At 64.2% G+C, this 16,357-nt stretch carries 15 protein-coding genes; 9 read left to right on the top strand and 6 right to left on the bottom strand.

All coding sequences use genetic code 11. The features are described 5' to 3' along the window. Window positions 1–14: 14 nt before the first annotated feature. The 3 genes from metG to ACFWO3_RS13265 form a co-directional block, all read right to left on the bottom strand. On the bottom strand, window positions 15–1,577 hold the full coding sequence (gene metG, locus ACFWO3_RS13275) for a methionine--tRNA ligase (protein ID WP_378578051.1): 1,563 nt from the start codon (window positions 1,575–1,577) through the stop codon (window positions 15–17). A 62-nt stretch (window positions 1,578–1,639) separates the two neighbouring features. Then, window positions 1,640–2,758 (bottom strand): hypothetical protein, encoded by a 1,119-nt coding sequence (locus tag ACFWO3_RS13270; RefSeq protein ID WP_378578049.1) that lies wholly within the window; start codon window positions 2,756–2,758, stop codon window positions 1,640–1,642. Next, window positions 2,755–3,597 carry an SDR family oxidoreductase gene (locus tag ACFWO3_RS13265; protein WP_378578047.1) on the bottom strand — a complete coding sequence of 281 codons (843 nt, stop codon included), beginning with the start codon at window positions 3,595–3,597 and terminating at the stop codon, window positions 2,755–2,757. Before ACFWO3_RS13265 ends, ACFWO3_RS13270 begins: the two co-directional genes overlap by 4 nt. Window positions 3,598–3,686: 89 nt before the next feature. Between ACFWO3_RS13265 and ACFWO3_RS13260 the strand changes: the two genes are divergently transcribed. Both ACFWO3_RS13260 and ACFWO3_RS13255 read left to right on the top strand, forming a co-directional pair. Continuing rightward, a complete protein-coding gene (locus ACFWO3_RS13260) occupies window positions 3,687–4,328 on the top strand; it encodes a TetR/AcrR family transcriptional regulator (RefSeq protein WP_378578045.1) in 642 nt (213 codons plus the stop codon). 7 nt (window positions 4,329–4,335) lie between these two features. After that, entirely contained in the window at window positions 4,336–5,163 is an 828-nt protein-coding gene (locus ACFWO3_RS13255; protein WP_378578043.1) for a TatD family hydrolase, read from the top strand. Window positions 5,164–5,204: 41 nt separating this feature from the next. Here ACFWO3_RS13255 and ACFWO3_RS13250 read toward each other — a convergent pair whose 3' ends face one another. Both ACFWO3_RS13250 and ACFWO3_RS13245 read right to left on the bottom strand, forming a co-directional pair. Beyond that, the gene (locus tag ACFWO3_RS13250) at window positions 5,205–5,978 is read right to left on the bottom strand and encodes an amino acid ABC transporter ATP-binding protein (protein ID WP_378578041.1); all 774 of its coding nucleotides are present in this window, start codon (window positions 5,976–5,978) and stop codon (window positions 5,205–5,207) included. Then, complete coding sequence (locus ACFWO3_RS13245) at window positions 5,975–7,366, bottom strand: amino acid ABC transporter substrate-binding protein/permease (RefSeq protein ID WP_378578346.1); 1,392 nt, start codon at window positions 7,364–7,366, stop codon at window positions 5,975–5,977. Before ACFWO3_RS13245 ends, ACFWO3_RS13250 begins: the two co-directional genes overlap by 4 nt. Before the next feature lie 320 nt (window positions 7,367–7,686). On the opposite strand from ACFWO3_RS13245, the gene ACFWO3_RS13240 reads away from it, so the two are divergent. The 4 genes from ACFWO3_RS13240 to ACFWO3_RS13225 all read left to right on the top strand — a co-directional run bounded on the left by ACFWO3_RS13240 (window position 7,687) and on the right by ACFWO3_RS13225 (window position 11,305). Beyond that, the gene (locus ACFWO3_RS13240; protein WP_378578039.1) at window positions 7,687–8,814 is read left to right on the top strand and encodes a transglycosylase family protein; all 1,128 of its coding nucleotides are present in this window, start codon (window positions 7,687–7,689) and stop codon (window positions 8,812–8,814) included. Between the two features lie 48 nt (window positions 8,815–8,862). Further along, window positions 8,863–9,990, top strand: coding sequence for a transglycosylase family protein (locus ACFWO3_RS13235; protein WP_378578037.1), 1,128 nt, complete (start codon window positions 8,863–8,865; stop codon window positions 9,988–9,990). A gap of 30 nt (window positions 9,991–10,020) precedes the next feature. Next, window positions 10,021–10,902: a 16S rRNA (adenine(1518)-N(6)/adenine(1519)-N(6))-dimethyltransferase RsmA gene (rsmA, locus tag ACFWO3_RS13230; protein WP_378578343.1), complete on the top strand. Its 882-nt coding sequence runs from the start codon at window positions 10,021–10,023 to the stop codon at window positions 10,900–10,902. A 199-nt stretch (window positions 10,903–11,101) separates the two neighbouring features. Beyond that, on the top strand, window positions 11,102–11,305 hold the full coding sequence (locus ACFWO3_RS13225) for a cold-shock protein (RefSeq protein WP_378578035.1): 204 nt from the start codon (window positions 11,102–11,104) through the stop codon (window positions 11,303–11,305). 95 nt (window positions 11,306–11,400) lie between these two features. On the opposite strand, the gene ACFWO3_RS13220 is transcribed toward ACFWO3_RS13225, so the two are convergent. Then, window positions 11,401–12,369 (bottom strand): helix-turn-helix transcriptional regulator, encoded by a 969-nt coding sequence (locus tag ACFWO3_RS13220; RefSeq protein ID WP_378578032.1) that lies wholly within the window; start codon window positions 12,367–12,369, stop codon window positions 11,401–11,403. A 501-nt stretch (window positions 12,370–12,870) separates the two neighbouring features. Between ACFWO3_RS13220 and ACFWO3_RS13215 the strand changes: the two genes are divergently transcribed. Genes ACFWO3_RS13215 through ACFWO3_RS13205 form a run of 3 tightly spaced genes read left to right on the top strand, consistent with a single transcriptional unit; the run spans window position 12,871 to window position 16,263 of the window. Continuing rightward, the gene (locus tag ACFWO3_RS13215) at window positions 12,871–13,806 is read left to right on the top strand and encodes a 4-(cytidine 5'-diphospho)-2-C-methyl-D-erythritol kinase (RefSeq protein WP_378578030.1); all 936 of its coding nucleotides are present in this window, start codon (window positions 12,871–12,873) and stop codon (window positions 13,804–13,806) included. 1 nt (window position 13,807) lies between these two features. Further along, window positions 13,808–15,616: an ABC-F family ATP-binding cassette domain-containing protein gene (locus tag ACFWO3_RS13210; protein WP_378578028.1), complete on the top strand. Its 1,809-nt coding sequence runs from the start codon at window positions 13,808–13,810 to the stop codon at window positions 15,614–15,616. Beyond that, window positions 15,613–16,263, top strand: a complete 651-nt coding sequence (locus tag ACFWO3_RS13205; RefSeq protein WP_378578026.1) for a pyridoxal 5'-phosphate synthase — start codon at window positions 15,613–15,615, stop codon at window positions 16,261–16,263. Before ACFWO3_RS13210 ends, ACFWO3_RS13205 begins: the two co-directional genes overlap by 4 nt. Window positions 16,264–16,357 lie beyond the last annotated feature (94 nt).

Genomic DNA, 16,357 nt, shown 5'->3' with positions numbered 1-16,357 from the left:
ACGGCGCCCACAGGTCAGTCCTCGTCCACGTACCGGGGGAACACCCCGGACGGAGCGGGGAGCGGCGAGTCGGACACGATGCGGTTCTTCAGATCGACGAACTGCCGCTGATCCGGGTCCTGCCCCAGAAGATCGAGGATCTTCGCGGCGGAGTCCGGCATCACGGGCTGAACCAGGATGCCCACGATGCGTACGACTTCCAGCGTCACGTACAGGACCGTCGCCATGCGCGCCGGATCCGTCTTGCGCAGAACCCACGGTTCCTGGCGTGAGAAGTACCGATTGGTCTCGCCGAGCGTCGACCAGATCGCGTCCAACGCCAGGTGGAGTGCCTGCACGTCGTACTCGGCCCGGCAGCGTTCGAGCAGTCCGTCTGCCAGCGCGAGAAGTTCACCGTCGTCGTCGGTGAGATCGCCCGGTGTGGGAACCTTCCCGTCGAGGTTCTTGGCGACCATCGACAGGGAACGCTGGGCCAGGTTTCCGAGTTCGTTGGCCAGGTCGGCGTTGATGCGGGTGACGATGGCCTCGTGACTGTAGTTGCCATCCTGACCGTAGGAGATCTCACGGAGCAGGAAGAACCGCCACGCGTCGAGTCCGTACCGGTCCACCATCGCTAGCGGGTCGACGACGTTGCCGACCGACTTCGACATCTTCTCGCCCTTGTTGTAGAGAAAGCCGTGCACGAACACCCGCTCGGGCAATTCGATTCCGGCGGACATCAGGAATGCCGGCCAGTACACCGTGTGGAACCGGGTGATGTCCTTGCCGATGATGTGCAGGTTCGCGGGCCAGAACTTGCCGAACTGCTCGGAATCGGTGTCGGGGTATCCCGCGCCCGTGAGGTAGTTGGTCAGTGCGTCGACCCACACGTACATGACGTGATCGGGGTGATCCGGGACCTGGACGCCCCAGTCGAAGGTGGTCCGCGAGATGGACAGGTCCTTCAGGCCACCCTTGACGAAGCTGACGATCTCGTTGCGACGGGTGGCCGGCGCGATGAAATCGGGGTTGTCCTCGTAGAGGCTCAGCAACTTGTCCTGGTATTCGGACAGCTTGAAGAAGTACGTCGACTCTTCGGTCCACTCCACAGGCGTACCGGTTTCGATGGAAAGCCGGGTCCCGTCCTCCTGGAGTGTCGTCTCGGATTCGGTATAGAAAGCCTCGTCGCGGACCGAGTACCACCCGGCGTAGGTGTCCAGGTAGATGTCGCCGTTGTCGACCATCTTCTGCCAGATCACCTTGCTGGCTTCCTCGTGGTCGGTGTCAGTGGTACGGATGAAGCGGTCGAACGAGATGTTCAGCTTCTTGTCCATCGCCTCGAACACATCCGAGTTCCGAGCTGCGAGGTCACGGACGTCGACGCCCTCCTTGGCAGCCGTCTGCTGCATCTTCAGGCCGTGCTCGTCCGTTCCCGTGAGGAAGAAGACGTCGAATCCGTCGAGGCGCTTGAACCGTGCCAGTGCGTCCGAAGAGATGTACTCGTAGGCATGGCCGATGTGCGGGACACCGTTGGGGTACGCGATGGCAGTCGTCAGGTAGAAGGGTGGCCTCGAGGCGGCGGAGTCAGCAGCATTCATGGTGCAACCACTCTATCTGCGCGCCGCGATCTCACGGCGCGCAGATAGACGGTGTGTGATGCTCAGCGCTCGGGAACCGTGACGGTGCCGTAGTCCAGGCCACCGTGGCTGAACGTCGGGATGACGGGCCACTGACGCTTGAAGCTCGCGCACTCGGATGACGGAATGATCTGCAGCCAGCGCGAATCCCGCGGGGATCGCGAGGCCATGGTCTTCTCCTTCACCATGGAGTCGTACTGGTCGAGGGAGTCTTCGAGGGTGTTGCCGTTGAGGGCAACCTCGCGATTGTAGAACGAGGCCTGTGTCTTGACGCCCGGGATCTTGGACTGATCCGGCTGCCAGCTGTCCGGGGCCATGCCGTTCTCGGACGAGATCCATACTCCGTCAGGCGTGTTGACGCACAGGGAGTGGTTACCGTCGGTGTGGCCGGGCGTCCAGAGCAGGCTCACGCCCACACCGAGTTCCACGTCTCCCTCGAATACTTCCAGGCAATCGTCCGGGACGCCGGCCATACCGTTCTCGACGTACCAGGCCCACTGCATCGGGTGCATCGACTCGAACGTGCCCAGTTCCTTGCGGTGCACCAACAGTTTGGCGTTGGGGAACATGGGCTTGCGGGGAGTGGCTTCGCCCTCGATCGGCTCCTTGCTGCCCATCACCATGCGCATGTCCTGGACATGCAGGTGATCGAAGCTGATGTAGTCGACGTCTTCGTTTCGCAGACCGAGGCGGGGCAGAACGTGGTCGGGATCGTTGAGGTACTTGACGAAGTACTTGTTGACCTTGAGCTTCTTCGAGAACTCATCGAGCTTGTGATAGAAGGGCGACTCCGCGGAGCCGGCGGGCACCGTCGGCTCCCAGACCAGTGTCTTGGTCTTTCCGTCGAAACCCTCGAACTGGATGACGAACATCCGGTTGATGATGGTGATGAAGGGGTTGATGCTCAGGTTGTAACCCTGGAACGCAAATCGTGACGGGTACGGAGCTGCGACGATGTCGAAGCTTTTGATCGCTGTGACCTGACCCTGCTTCAGAAAGCGTTCCCGATACTTCTTGGCGGCTTCGCGGACTGCATCGAGACGGTCTCCGCGCGGCCACACCTCATGGACGCCGTCGAACTCGGGGATCGGACGCAAGTCGGCGGGAGTCAGAGTTTTGGCCAGCTCAGGGGTGGTTGTCATGACTTTTCTCCTTCGTGATCACCGGTGACCGCACGGGACTCGTAGGCTGCACGAGCCGATCGGTCGGTCGAGGTGACCTGGTTGGGAACCATCTTTCGCATCGCAACGTCGCGAAGAGCCTGGGGAACAACGTTCACCCAGCGAAGCGCGGGACCGATGAACGCCGGGACGTACACCTCGAACTTGGGCTTGGCGATGACGGCGACCACTGCTCGAGCGACGTCCTCGGGTTGCAGCATCTTGGCGGACCCGGTCGCTGTTCCTGCGGCAAGTTCGGTGTCCACGACGCCGGGCATCACCACGGAGAGTTGAACTCCGCTCTTGTGCAGTTCCGAGCGCACCCCGCTGAGGTAGCCGAAGATGCCGTGCTTGGTGGCCGCGTAGGTGGACTCGCCGGGAGGGCTCAGTTTGGATGCGGCCGACGCTACCGTCACGATGTGGCCGCGTCCGCGTGCGCGCATGCCGGGTGCTGCCAGCTTCACGCCACGGATGGGGCCGTGCAGATTGACGTCCAACTGGCGGCGGGTTGCCGATTCCGGCTCCTCGTCGAAATTGCCGACCCACATGACGCCGGCATTGTTGACCAGCACGTCGAGTGGACCCCACTTGGCTTCTACGGCGGCGAGGAATGCTGCGAAGGACTCCGTGTCCGTGACGTCGAGATCGAATCCTTCGACGTCACCGGACAGCTCTGCAGCTGTTCGGCGTGCGCCTTCTGCGTCCCTGTCGCCGATCGCAACTCGTGCGCCGGCAGTGGCCAGGTGCTTCGCGATCTCGCGACCGATGCCCTGTGCGCCTCCGGTCACCGCGATGACCTTGTGGTTCAGCTGAATACTCACGTTCCCGTCGTCTCCCCGTCGTAAATGTGACACGATTGTGTGTCAGATGTCCTTCCACTATCCCACACGGAAGTGCGAGAATCCACAAAATGTCTCGAACGGGAACGCAACCGGGCCGCCGCTATTCGGGGCTCGAGCATGGCGAGCGCAAGGTAGCTCGGCGCGCGGCGCTGATTGCCGCCGCCGTGGAGCTGTTCGGTACTCGGGGCTACACGACCACGACGGTGAAGCAGATCTGTGATCGGGCCGAACTCACTCAGCGGTACTTCTACGAATCCTTCAAGGACCGCAAAACCTGTCTGAGGGCGGTTTACGACGAGATCATCGACGACGTGAGGCGACTGACTCTCGAAGCACTGGAGAACGCATCGGATTTCGAGGACATGGCACCCTTGGGTGTCAGCGCGTTCGTCGAGTACTTCACTGCGGACCCACTGCGGGCGCAGATCGTGATGATCGAGGTGGTGGGGGTTTCCCCAGACCTGGAGGAGCGGCGATACGCGGTGCTCAGCGACTTCGCTGAAATCGTGGGGACGGTGTGGCTGCAGAACGTCGAGGGCGTCGACCGACGATTCGCCTTCTCGCTGGCCGTGGGGATGGTGGGGGCTGTCAATCACCTGCTCGTCGACTGGCTGCTGGGTGGCAAGAAACAGGATCCGGTCGAGCTCATCGCCGTCTGCGTCGCCTTGTTCGAGGCGGCACGAGCCCGAGTCTCGGTGCCGTCGCCATAATGGCCCCATGAGCAAAGACCGTCCGGCCCCCGAAGCGCCCGCTCCGTTGACGCCACTCGTCGACGCCCACACGCACCTCGATGCGTGTGGTGCTGGCGATACCGAGTCGGTGCGTGCCATCGTCGACAGGGCTGCAGCTGTCGGCGTGGAACGCGTGGTCACCGTCGCCGACGATCTCGCCGCAGCCCGCTTCGCTGTGGACGCCGCGCATTGGGACGAGCGGGTGTATGCGGCTGTGGCAATCCATCCGACGCGCGCGAACGTCCTCGACGACGCGACGCGAGCCGAGATCGAGAGGCTCGCCTCGGACCCTCGGGTGGTCGCAGTGGGGGAGACGGGGCTCGACCTGTACTGGCCCGGCAAGTTGGACGGCTGCGCGACGTTGACGGAACAGACCGACGGGTTCCGCTGGCACATCGACCTCGCGAAGCGTCTCTCGAAACCCTTGATGATTCACAACCGCGAGGCGGATGCGGACCTGCTGCGGGTGCTGGCCGAGGAGGGTGCGCCCGAAACGGTGATCTTCCACTGTTTTTCGTCGGACGCGTCGATGGCCAGGGCGTGTATCGACGCTGGGTACCTGCTGAGCTTCTCCGGGACCGTCAGCTTCAAGAACGCGAAAGCACTGCACGAGTCCGCACTGCTCGTTCCGCGTGAACAGCTTCTCTTCGAGACCGACGCTCCGTTCCTCACTCCGCACCCGTTCCGCGGTGCGCCAAACGAGTCCTACTGCCTGCCGTACACGGTGCGCGCGTTCGCCGAACTGCGTAGTGAGGATCCGGAGGTGCTGGCGAAGGCTTCGACCCGGAACGCCGAGCTCGCCTACGGCCTGTGAGTGGTTGACGAGCCCACAGACTCGTCAACCACTCACGGGCATCAGAGGACCTTCCCGAGGAAGTCCTTGGTTCGCTCCTGCTGCGGATTGCCGAAAATCTCCTCGGGAGTGCCCTCTTCGACGATGTATCCGTCCGCCATGAAGATGACGCGATCGGACACTTCCCGGGCGAAACCCATTTCGTGCGTGACTACGACCATCGTCATCCCGCCATTGGCGAGATCGCGCAGCACCTGCAGTACTTCCCCGACCATTTCCGGGTCGAGTGCGCTGGTCGCTTCGTCGAACAGCATGATGTCCGGGTTCATCGCGAGTGCCCTGGCGATTGCGACGCGCTGCTTCTGCCCACCGGACAGGTTGGCCGGCTTCGCATCCGCCTTCTCGGCGAGACCGACCTGCCCCAGCAGCTTGACGGCCGTGGCCCGCGCTTCTTCCTTCGTGGACTTCTTCGTCTGGACCGGAGCCAGCGTGACGTTCTCGAGGGCCGTCATGTGTGGGAACAGATTGAAGTGCTGGAACACCATGCCCACGTGCTGGCGTACCTGATCGATGTCGGCCTTCTTGTCGCTGATGTCGGTGCCGTCGACGACGACGCTGCCGCCGGTGATGTCCTCGAGGCGGTTGAGGCACCGCAGGAAGGTGCTCTTGCCGGACCCGGAGGGGCCGATCACGCAAACCACCTCGCCGGCGGCGATGGCGACGTCGAGTCCCTTGAGTACTTCGTTGTCTCCGAACGACTTCTTCAACCCGGTGACGCGGATCTTGGCTTCCGGTGCGGCAGTTGCCGGCACAGCAGTTTTCGTCTGGTCGGTCATGCGTTGATCCTCTTCTCGAGGCGGTTCGACAGCTTTGTCAGCGCCATGATGATGATGAAGTACATGATGCCGATGATCAGCCACATGTTGAAGGACTGGAAGTTGCGGGCGATGATGATTCGTCCGGTCTGAGTCAGTTCGGCGAGTCCGATGACGGACAGGATCGAGGTGTCCTTGAGCGTGATGACGAACTGATTGATGTACGACGGGATCATCGTTCTGATGGCCTGGGGCATGACGACTCTTCGCATCGACTTGAGGTAGCTGATGCCGAGGCTACGGGATGCTTCCATCTGACCCTTGTCGACGGAAAGGATTCCGCCGCGGACGATTTCGGCCATGTATGCGCCGGCATTGAGTGACAGCGTGATGACACCGGCCGTGAACGCCGACATCTGGAAGCCCATTGCCGCGGGAATGCCGAAGTAGATGAAGAAGGCCTGCACCAGAAGCGGTGTGCCGCGGAAGACGTCCACGTATGTGGTTCCGATGCCGCGCAGAACGATGTTGCTCGACACTCGGAGCAGACCGAAGATGGCACCGAGTACGAGGGCGATCGCGATTGACACCGCGGTGAGCACGATCGTCAGCCACAACCCTTTGAGGAGTTGAGGGTACGTGCTCTTGATCAGACCGACGATCGTGTTGTCGTCCGTTGACGCATCGGCGTTCAGGTATTGGTCGAGGATCCTGTCGTACTCGCCGCTCGCTTTCAGGTTCGCGAGACCGGCGTTGAAGGAATCGAGCAACTGCGCGTTCTGTCCCTTGGCGACCGCGAATCCGTAGCTGGCGCCGGGTTCCTTGTCCGTGACGGTCTTGAAGCCGTTGCCTTGTTTGATGCCGTATGCCAGGACGGGGTAGTCCTCGAAGGCTGCGGCCGAGTTCCCGGTGCGCACCTCGTCGAACATGCTCGACGAGTCGGCGAAGTACTTGGTGGTGAATCCATACCGAGCCTTGATGGACTCGGCGAATTCTGCGCCCTCGGTGCCGTTCTTGACGGCTACCTGCTTGCCTTTCAGGTCTTCGTAGTTCTCGATGTCCTCGTTCGACTCGGGGACGGCCATCTGGACGCCGGAATCGAAGTAGGGGTCCGAGAAGTCGAATGTCGCCTTGCGCTCGTCCGTGATGGACATGCCGGCGATCATTCCGTTGACCTGCCCGCTGGTCACGGCCTGGAGGGCCGAGTCGAAGCCGACCGGATCGATCGCGACGTCGAAGCCCTGATCTTCGCCGATCGCGCGGAGCAGGTCCATGTCGATTCCGACGAAGTTGCCGTTCTCGTCCTCGAACTCGAACGGGGCAAACGTCGTGTCGGTGGCGATCCGATAGGTCGGGCGATCTCCCTGTGGCGGAGGTTGCGCCGCGGCGTAGGCGGGGGCGAAGACCATCGCCAGGAGAGCGAGTGCAGCGGCCACTGCCGGCACTCGGAGAAGTCGTGTCGACCGGGCGGATCTGGTGGATCCGGTCGATCGGGTGGGTGTGGTGTGCACGCAGTTCCCAGCTTTCGTTCGGCGCGTTACCTACTTGGTTGCACACGAAAGATACTGCGTTCGTGCGCGCCTCGGGGTCAGGATCGCTGACCCGACGGAATCATCCGGAAATCAACCTGTTATCGACAGTCTTCCCAGGTCAGAGGCTAGAAGTTGCCAGATGGGAGCCTATTCGTTACCGTACCGTGACAATACATTCGTCTGCTTTGGGAACTCGCGTGTCACCTTTCACCAAGATCAACACCAGTAAGTCGCCGCTCCTCTTCGTCGTGGTCGCAGCTCTCCTCGTGACCCTGATCGGGGGTGGCGTGCTGGCAGTGACTCAGCACAAGAACATCACCCTCGATGTCGACGGCGAGCACATCTCGCTCGGCACCATGTCCTCGTCGGTGGGGGCAGCGCTCGACGGTGCCGGCTACGAAGTCGGCGAACGAGACGTCGTGGCGCCGTCCACGGACGCATCGCTCTCCGATGGCGACACCGTCGTTCTGCGGCGCGCTCGCGAGGTGACTCTGACCATCGACGGCCAGCCGCGCACCGTGTGGACCACTGCGCTGACCGTCGACGAGGCGCTGGAGCAGTTCGAACTGGCGGACGACGTTCACGTCACCGCATCGCGTTCGCAGCGACTTCCCCTCGAGGGCAGCTCGCTCGACGTGGTCAGCCCCAAGACCGTGAAGCTCGTGGACGGTGCGGCCGAATCCGTGGACAAGCGCGTCGCAGCCCCCACGGTCAGGGAGTTCCTCGAGCAGATCGGTGCACCGCTCGAGCAGGCCGACTCCACCGTCCCGCCCGCAGACGCTCCGCTGACCGATGGCCTCGAAGTGAAGGTCACTCGTGACCGCACCGAGAGGGTCGTCGAGAAGCAGGGAATCGCCCCGCCGGAGAACCGGGTCGACGATCCGGAACTCGAGGAAGGCAAGACGAACGTCGAGGCTCCAGGTACTCCCGGCGAGCGTGAGGTGACGCTCTCCGTGCACAAGATCAACGGTGTCGAGGTCGGACGTGACGAGCTCTCGGCCAAGCCGCTCAGCGAGCCGACACCGGCAACGGTGCGGGTGGGAACCAAGCCGCGTCCGTCCGCGCCGGCGGTTTCGAACGCCTCCACCTGGGACTCGATCGCACAGTGCGAGGCCACCGGAAACTGGGCGATCAACACCGGCAACGGTTTCTACGGAGGACTGCAGTTCACCCAGAGCACGTGGGCTTCCTTCGGCGGCACCGAGTATGCTCCCCGCGCCGACCTTGCAACCCGCGAGCAGCAGATCGCCATCGGCGAAAAGGTGCGCGCAGGACAGGGCTGGGGCGCATGGCCCAGTTGCACCAGCAAGCTCGGACTGCGTTAGCGGGTAGCGGCGGCGTCGACAGGTGCGTCGACCGAGACGAAGGAATCCATGTCACCGTTCACGAAGATCAACTCAGCCAGGTCGTCGTTGCTCTACGTGGTTGTGGCAGCACTGCTGTCGACGTTGATCGTGGGTGGTGTCGTGGCGGTTTCCCGCCACAAGACGGTGACGATCGACGTGGACGGTGAAGTCCGGTCGGTGAGCACGATGTCGACCACGGTGGACGGCGTTCTCGCAGATGTGGGCCACCCGATCGGTGACCGTGACGTCGTGGCGCCCTCGGCCGATTCGGAACTGTCGGACGGCGACACGGTGGTCCTTCGCAGAGCCCGCGAGGTGTCGTTGACCGTCGACGGCCGTGAACGCGAAGTGTGGACCACCGCGCTGACCGTCGACGAGGCGTTGAAGCAGTTGGAACTTGCCGACGACGTGCACGTGTCGGCATCGCGAGCGCAGCGTCTGCCGCTCGACGGGGCTGAACTCCAAGTGGTCGAACCGGTGGTGGCTCGGGTGTCCGACGGCGGAATGCCCGCGGTGGACGTGCGCCTTGCCGCCGCGACTGTCGGTGAATTCCTCGCCGCCAAGGGCGTACCCCTCGAACAGGCCGACACGGTGTCGCCCGCTGCGGACACGCAGATGAGCGAGGGGCTGAAGATCACGGTCACCCGCGACCGCATCGAGCACGTCGTCGAGACACTTCCGCTGGCGCCGCCCGAGGAGCGCATCGAGGACCCGACGATGAACATGAGCCGGACCGTCGTCGAGAACCCCGGGAAGCCAGGCGTGCAGGACGTCACTTTCGCCGTCAACGAGATCAACGGCGTCGAGGTGGAGCGCCGGGAGGTCGATTCGGACGTGACGACCCCCGCCCAGCCCAAGGTTGTGCGTGTCGGCGCGAAACCGGGCACCGAGGTTCCACCCGTGAAGAACGGTGCCGCGTGGGATGCGTTGGCGCAGTGCGAGGCCACCGGTAACTGGGCGATCAACACCGGGAACGGCTACTACGGCGGCGTTCAGTTCGATCAGAACACCTGGGAACGTCAGGGCGGCTTGAAGTACGCGCCCCGTGCGGACCTCGCAACCCGCGAAGAGCAGATCGCCATCGCGAGCCGCACGCAGGAGACGCAGGGCTGGGGAGCGTGGCCGTCCTGCTCCGGCAAGATCGGCGTGCGTTAAGTTCACGTGGTGTCAGACACCGAAAATCCCATGTCGCCCCGAGGTCGGGCCGCTCTTCTCGGGCCCACCGAAGTGCGTTCGCTTGCCGAGGAGTTCGGTGTCCGCCCCACCAAGCAGCTGGGGCAGAACTTCGTCCACGACGCGAACACGGTGCGCCGGATCGTCGCAGCAGCGGGAGTGGGTCGTAGCGACACCGTTCTCGAGGTGGGACCGGGCCTGGGTTCGTTGACTCTGGCATTGCTGGATGTCGTCGACCGTGTGATCGCCGTGGAGATCGATCCCAATCTTGCGGCTCGGCTGCCGGCGACGGTCGCCGATCGCGCGTCGGATCTCGCCGATCGACTCACGGTCGTGGAGGCCGACGCCATGCGGGTGCTGCCCGAACAGATTCCGGGGGAGCCGACGGCGTTGGTCGCGAACCTCCCGTACAACGTCGCGGTTCCGGTTCTCCTGCATCTGTTCTCCGAATTGCCCAGTCTCCGAACAGTGTTGGTCATGGTGCAGGCGGAGGTTGCCGACCGGCTGGCGGCGACTCCCGGTAGCAAGATCTACGGCGTTCCGAGTGTGAAGGCGAACTTCTTCGGACGTGTGCGCCGAGCAGGCTCCGTGGGGCGGGTCGTGTTCTGGCCGGTTCCGAAGGTCGAGTCGGGGCTGGTTCGCATCGACCGGTACGAACAGCCGCCCTGGCCTGTGGACGACGCGAGTCGACGACGCGTCTTCGGTGTGGTCGACGCGGCTTTTGCGCAGCGCCGCAAGACGTTACGTGCTGCCCTTGCCGGCTGGGCGGGCTCGTCGGTCGAGGCGGAGCGGCGACTCGTTGCTGCAGGAATCGCGCCGTCCGCGCGCGGCGAGACGCTGGATGCGGCGGCGTTCGTCGCCTTGGCCGACCAGGCTCGAGAATGTGACTCATGACACATTACTGAGCGTTTGCGGCCCGAGTGTGTTTGACTGGTCGCGGTCGTAAGTGTTTGTGTTTGTGTTACCACGCTCGCAAAACGATGGTTGCGAGCGTTCTGATTCCTCCACAGGAAAAGTCTCAGGGCGGTCGTGCTACTGGACCCGAACTGCCGCAACGGCTGTTCGAAGAAACACTGTGTTAGAGGAGATTTACATGGCAGAGGGCATCGTGAAGTGGTTCAACTCCGAGAAGGGGTTCGGCTTCATCGCCCCCGAGGATGGCAGCGCTGACGTGTTCGTCCATTACTCGGAGATCCAGAGCAGCGGCTTCCGCACGCTCGAGGAGAACCAGCGCGTTTCGTTCGAGATCGGCCAGGGTCAGAAGGGCCCGCAGGCCACCGGCGTGACGCTGGTCTGAGACTCGCCATGACTTCCCGGTGATCCGGGACCCAGGCGATTTCGGCGAGGTCCCGTTCCCGATGCGGAACGGGGCCTTCGTCGTGTCCGGACCGTTCATGCGCTCTCGTATCGGCCGGCGATCCGCCGGTGGCGTTCTGCCTCGGCGCGGCATTCGTCGCGCAACTCCGGTGGATCCAACACTGTGAAGTCGACGTCGAATGCGCTGAGCCAACCCGCAATCGAGCCGAGGGACTGTCCCATCACGGTGACGGCGCACCTGCCGTCGGGCAACCCCTCGATGACCCCCCACTCCGGATGCACCATGGGCGCCATGCGCTCGAGTGGCTCGTGCAACATCACCCGGGCGTGAACGCTCGACCGCGCCCGATCGATTCCCCTCGCCACGAACTCGGCACCACCGCCGGCCGGTAGTTCTCGTGGTGTGAATCGCGGACCGGTCGGGATCTTGGGAGTCATCCGATCGATCCGAAAGGAACGCCAATCGTCGCGGCCGAGATCCCAGGCCATCAGATACCACCGCATTCCGGACCGCACGAGGCGGTGCGGCTCCACCTCACGCCGACTTTCGCTGCCGTCGTGGGCCCGATAGTCGAAACGCAATCGCTCGTGGTTGTGACACACGGCAGCCACATCCGAGAGCACGCTTGCCTCCACCGCGCTGGGCGGCGGGCCGTGGGGGACGACGTCGACCTGAAGGGACTCGAGCCGATGCCGCAGGCGTGACGGCATCACCTGCCGAATTTTCGCGAGTGCACGTGTGGATGCCTCACCGATTCCCACGACGGACCCTGTCGCTCCGGCCTGCAGGCCGAAGGCGACGGCAACGGTCTCCTCGTCGTCGAGCAGCAACGGCGGCATTTCCGCACCCGCACCGAGGCGATAGCCGCCGCCCACACCGACCGTGGCGTCGACCGGGTATCCGAGTTCACGCAACTTGTCGACGTCGCGACGGACGGTGCGCGGCGTGATCTCGAGTCGGTCCGCCAACTCCGCACCGGACCAATCCCGTCTGGCCTGCAGAAGCGAGAGCAGCCGCAGCAATCTCGCCGATGTTTCTCGCATGCATCGAACGATGCCAGAGATTCAGGACGATAGGTGTCCGCGATAGCAGTTCGGTGAAGAACAGTCTGACCTGGCGTCGAACGGTAGAGTCCCGTCGCCCATGTCGGGATCCGGCAGAGAATCGTCGGGGTCGAGCACGCCAACCTCGGCTCCATCGGCCGCCAACCTGCGCATACCTTCGAGCACCATGCGTCGACCGCCGTCGGTGAACCGATCGACACGACCCGGACGCCGCGCAAGGCACGTGGGCCGAAGGGTTCGGTCTCTGCCACGACCCCGCGCACGCTGTTGCCGTGCCCGTCCAGGCGGGGCGAGAAGGGCCCGATCCCACCTGTCCCGGCAGTGCGCCGAGGAGGCCTCCCGCGACCCCGCTCGCAGGGAGTCGAGAGTCTCGTCGAGATAATCGGGAATCGGTGTTCTCATCGGTTCGATCTTTCTCGTCGGGACTCGACTGGGCAGGGATTCCGCGCAGGCGGTGGGCGACGCCTATTGTTGATCCTTGTGCTCTCAGTCGTGCAACGCCCGGTGACCGTTCGGGCTCCATCCAAGGTCAACCTGCACCTCGCGGTCGGTGACCTGCGCGACGACGGGTACCACGAGTTGACCACCGTTTTCCAGGCATTGTCGCTCTGCGACACGGTGACGGTCGCTCCCGCGGGCACTCTCGCGGTGAAGGTGCGTGGTGAAGACGCGAGATCGGTGCCCACCGACGCCACCAATCTGGTGTGGAAGGCAGCGGAGCTGCTGGGCGCCGAAGCCGGCTACAGCCCGGACGTGGAGATCACGATCGACAAGGGCATCCCCGTCGCAGGTGGGATGGCCGGAGGAAGTGCCGACGCAGCCGCGACCCTGGTAGGACTCAATGCTTTGTGGGAACTCGAGATGAGCCGCGAAGAACTGGCGATGTACGCGTCGGAGTTGGGTAGCGACGTGCCCTTCTCTCTGCACGGCGGAACCGCGATGGGTACCGGTCGTGGGGAGAAACTCCTACCTGTGTTGTCTCGGAACTCGTTCCACTGGGTGCTCGCGCTGGCGAAGGGTGGGCTGAGCACCCCGACCGTTTTCCAGGAGCTCGACCGGTTGCGCACAGAGGGTGCGCCGCCGAGACTCGGAGGTGCGGACGCTTTGATGCACGCACTCGCCGCGGGTGATGCAGCCGCGTTGGCGCCGCTGCTGGGCAACGACATGCAGGCAGCGGCTCTGTCGCTGGCTCCCGCGCTGCGACGTACGTTGCGGGCGGGCGTGACCGCGGGAGCTCTGGCCGGAATCGTGTCGGGTTCCGGACCCACCTGTGCCTTCCTGTGTGCCGACGCGGATGCCGCGGTTCGGGTCGGCGCCGAACTCGCCGGGGCGGGGGTCTGCCGCACGGTTCGGGTTGCGCACGGACCGGTCCACGGCGCACGAACAATCGACCACGCGGCGGAAGGATCACGCTGACATGGCCAATCTGATCAACCTCGAACAGGTGTCGAAGTCCTTCGGCATCAAGCCGTTGTTGGACTCCGTATCGCTCGGCGTGGAGGAAGGCGAGCGGATCGGGGTCGTCGGACTCAACGGCGGTGGCAAGACCACGATGCTCGAGGTTCTCGCAGGGCTCGAGCCGCCGGATTCGGGACGGGTGTCGCGAGTCGGTGGGCTACGAATGGCGGTCGTGACGCAGCGCGGCTCCCTCGCCCCGGGTGCCACGGTCGGCGAGGTCGTTCTCGGGCCGTTGGACGTCGCGCACCATGAATGGGCGGGGGACGCGCGTATTCGCAGCATCCTCACCGGCATCGGTATCGACAACCTCGGCGGTGCGGGCGGCGGCGAATCCGCACTGGACGTGAAGGTCGACGGGTTGTCCGGTGGAGAACGCCGTCGGGTCGCTCTGGCCGCGGCACTGGTCCAGGATCTGGATCTGCTCGTTCTCGACGAGCCGACCAACCATCTGGACGTCGAAGGTGTGCAGTGGCTCGCCGAGCATCTGGTATCTCGGCGCAGTGCCCTGGTCGTCGTGACTCACGACCGGTGGTTTCTCGACACGGTTGCCAACCGCACCTGGGAAGTGGTGGGCGGCAAGGTCGAGAGTTACGAAGGTGGTTACAACGACTGGATTTTCGCGCGCGCCGAGCGTTCGCGTCAGGGCGATGCCTCCGAGGAACGCCGCCGCAACCTGGCGCGCAAGGAACTCGCGTGGTTGCGGCGGGGAGCACCGGCGCGGACGTCGAAGCCGAAGTACCGGATCGAGGCTGCCGAGGCTCTGATCGCCAACGTGCCACCGCCCCGAGACTCGGTAGCTCTCGCATCCTTTGCCCAGCGACGGCTCGGCACGGTCGTCGTGGAACTCGAGGACGCACGTCTCGAGACTCCTGATGGGCGTGTTCTTGTGAACGACCTGACCTGGCGGCTCGCTCCGGGCGAGCGTGTCGGTCTCGTGGGCGTCAACGGCTCGGGCAAGACCACACTGTTGCGGACGCTCGCGGGGGAGATCGAACCCGCGTCGGGCAAGCGCATTCAGGGCCAGACCGTTCGCATCGGCTGGTTGCGTCAGGAACTCGACGATCTGCCGACCGACATGCGGGTGCTCGAGGCGGTCAAGGACGTCGCAGAGCGAATCACTCTCGGGGACAAGGAAATATCGGCGGGCCAGCTCGCCGAACGACTCGGATTCACTCCGGCGCGGCAGCGGACGCCCGTGGGCGATCTCTCGGGTGGTGAGCGACGCCGACTGCAGCTCACCCGCGTCCTGATGGCCGAGCCGAACGTACTGCTGCTCGACGAGCCCACCAACGACCTCGACATCGACACTCTGCAGCAGCTCGAGGACCTGCTCGACGGTTGGGCCGGCACCATGGTTGTGATCAGTCACGACCGGTACCTCGTCGAACGCATCTGTGACACCACATGGGCCCTGTTCGGCGACGGGAAGCTGACCAACCTCCCGAGAGGAATCGAGGAATACCTCGAGCGCCGTGCCCGCATGGGCGACGGGGGAGCGCCGTCCGTCGCGTCGACGGCTGCCGGGGCATCCACGGCCAAGAAGAATCGCGACGGGGCGGCCGATCGCGCTGCCCGCAAGGAACTGTCTCGGCTCGAGCGGAGCGTCGCGAAGCTGGACGATCGTGAGGCGAGGCTTCACGTTCAACTCGCCGAGGCAGCGACCGACCCGGATCGCCTGCAGAAGCTCGACGCGGAGCTCAAGCAGGTGATCGCGGAAAAGGAGACCACCGAGGAGCGGTGGATGGAGCTGGCTGCGGAGCTCGAATGACCGAAGACACCCGCTCGTGGATTCGGTCGTTCCCCACATTGGGAGGGGCCGTGCCCGATTTGGGCCCGTTACCGGATTCGCCGATCACGAAGTTTCTGGAGTGGCTGGAGGAGGCGGTGGCAGCCGGTGTGCCGGAGCCACACGCGGCCGCGCTGTCCACGGTGGACAGCACCGGCGTTCCGGACGCGCGCTTTCTGATCCTGAAGGATGTCACGGACGAAGGGTTCTGGTTCTCGGGTGACGTTCGTTCGCCCAAGGGCGTGCAGTTGGGCGCGAATCCTGTTGCAGCACTGACTCTGTACTGGCGAGAACAAGGTAGACAAGTCCGGGTGCGGGGTGTGGTGCGCGAGGGCGGCCGGGTCCTGTCGGCCCGGGACTTTCGCGAACGCTCGGTGACTGCGCGTGCCGTTGCGGCGGCCAGTCGGCAAAGTGAGTCACTGTTGGATCCGCAGGAGTACACGGCGGCAGTGGAGTCGGCTGTGGAGCGGATCGAGTCCGATCCCACCTACGTGTCGGATACCTGGCGAGCGTGGTGTCTCGCTCCGGACAGCGTCGAATTCTGGCAGGCGGACCCCGGTCGCAGACATTTGCGGTGGGTTTACCACTGCGACCAGGACGGCTGGTCGCACCACGAACTGTGGCCGTGAGATCGGCTGTCGCAAGTTCTGTCGCAGCCCTGTGCACACGGGTGTCAAGGGTATTTGATCAAGTTTAGGCCCCGATTTCGTGGCGAACGGGCTA

The sequence above is a fragment of the Rhodococcus sp. NPDC058521 genome (assembly GCF_042719695.1).
Lineage (GTDB): Bacteria > Actinomycetota > Actinomycetes > Mycobacteriales > Mycobacteriaceae > Rhodococcus_F.
The sequence above is the reverse complement of the archived record's forward strand: the minus strand, read 5'-3'. Positions and strand labels throughout refer to the sequence as shown.

Bases quoted from the DNA above. Each gene is read 5' to 3' on its own strand.
- ACFWO3_RS13235 (WP_378578037.1), top strand. From the start codon at position 8,863: ATGTCACCGTTCACGAAGATCAACTCAGCCAGGTCGTCGTTGCTCTAC.
- metG (WP_378578051.1), bottom strand. From the start codon at position 1,577: ATGAATGCTGCTGACTCCGCCGCCTCGAGGCCACCCTTCTACCTGACG.
- ACFWO3_RS13270 (WP_378578049.1), bottom strand. From the start codon at position 2,758: ATGACAACCACCCCTGAGCTGGCCAAAACTCTGACTCCCGCCGACTTG.
- ACFWO3_RS13255 (WP_378578043.1), top strand. From the start codon at position 4,336: ATGAGCAAAGACCGTCCGGCCCCCGAAGCGCCCGCTCCGTTGACGCCA.
- ACFWO3_RS13245 (WP_378578346.1), bottom strand. From the start codon at position 7,366: ATGGTCTTCGCCCCCGCCTACGCCGCGGCGCAACCTCCGCCACAGGGA.
- ACFWO3_RS13225 (WP_378578035.1), top strand. From the start codon at position 11,102: ATGGCAGAGGGCATCGTGAAGTGGTTCAACTCCGAGAAGGGGTTCGGC.
- ACFWO3_RS13260 (WP_378578045.1), top strand. From the start codon at position 3,687: ATGTCTCGAACGGGAACGCAACCGGGCCGCCGCTATTCGGGGCTCGAG.
- ACFWO3_RS13220 (WP_378578032.1), bottom strand. From the start codon at position 12,369: ATGCGAGAAACATCGGCGAGATTGCTGCGGCTGCTCTCGCTTCTGCAG.
- ACFWO3_RS13210 (WP_378578028.1), top strand. From the start codon at position 13,808: ATGGCCAATCTGATCAACCTCGAACAGGTGTCGAAGTCCTTCGGCATC.
- rsmA (WP_378578343.1), top strand. From the start codon at position 10,021: ATGTCGCCCCGAGGTCGGGCCGCTCTTCTCGGGCCCACCGAAGTGCGT.
- ACFWO3_RS13250 (WP_378578041.1), bottom strand. From the start codon at position 5,978: ATGACCGACCAGACGAAAACTGCTGTGCCGGCAACTGCCGCACCGGAA.
- ACFWO3_RS13205 (WP_378578026.1), top strand. From the start codon at position 15,613: ATGACCGAAGACACCCGCTCGTGGATTCGGTCGTTCCCCACATTGGGA.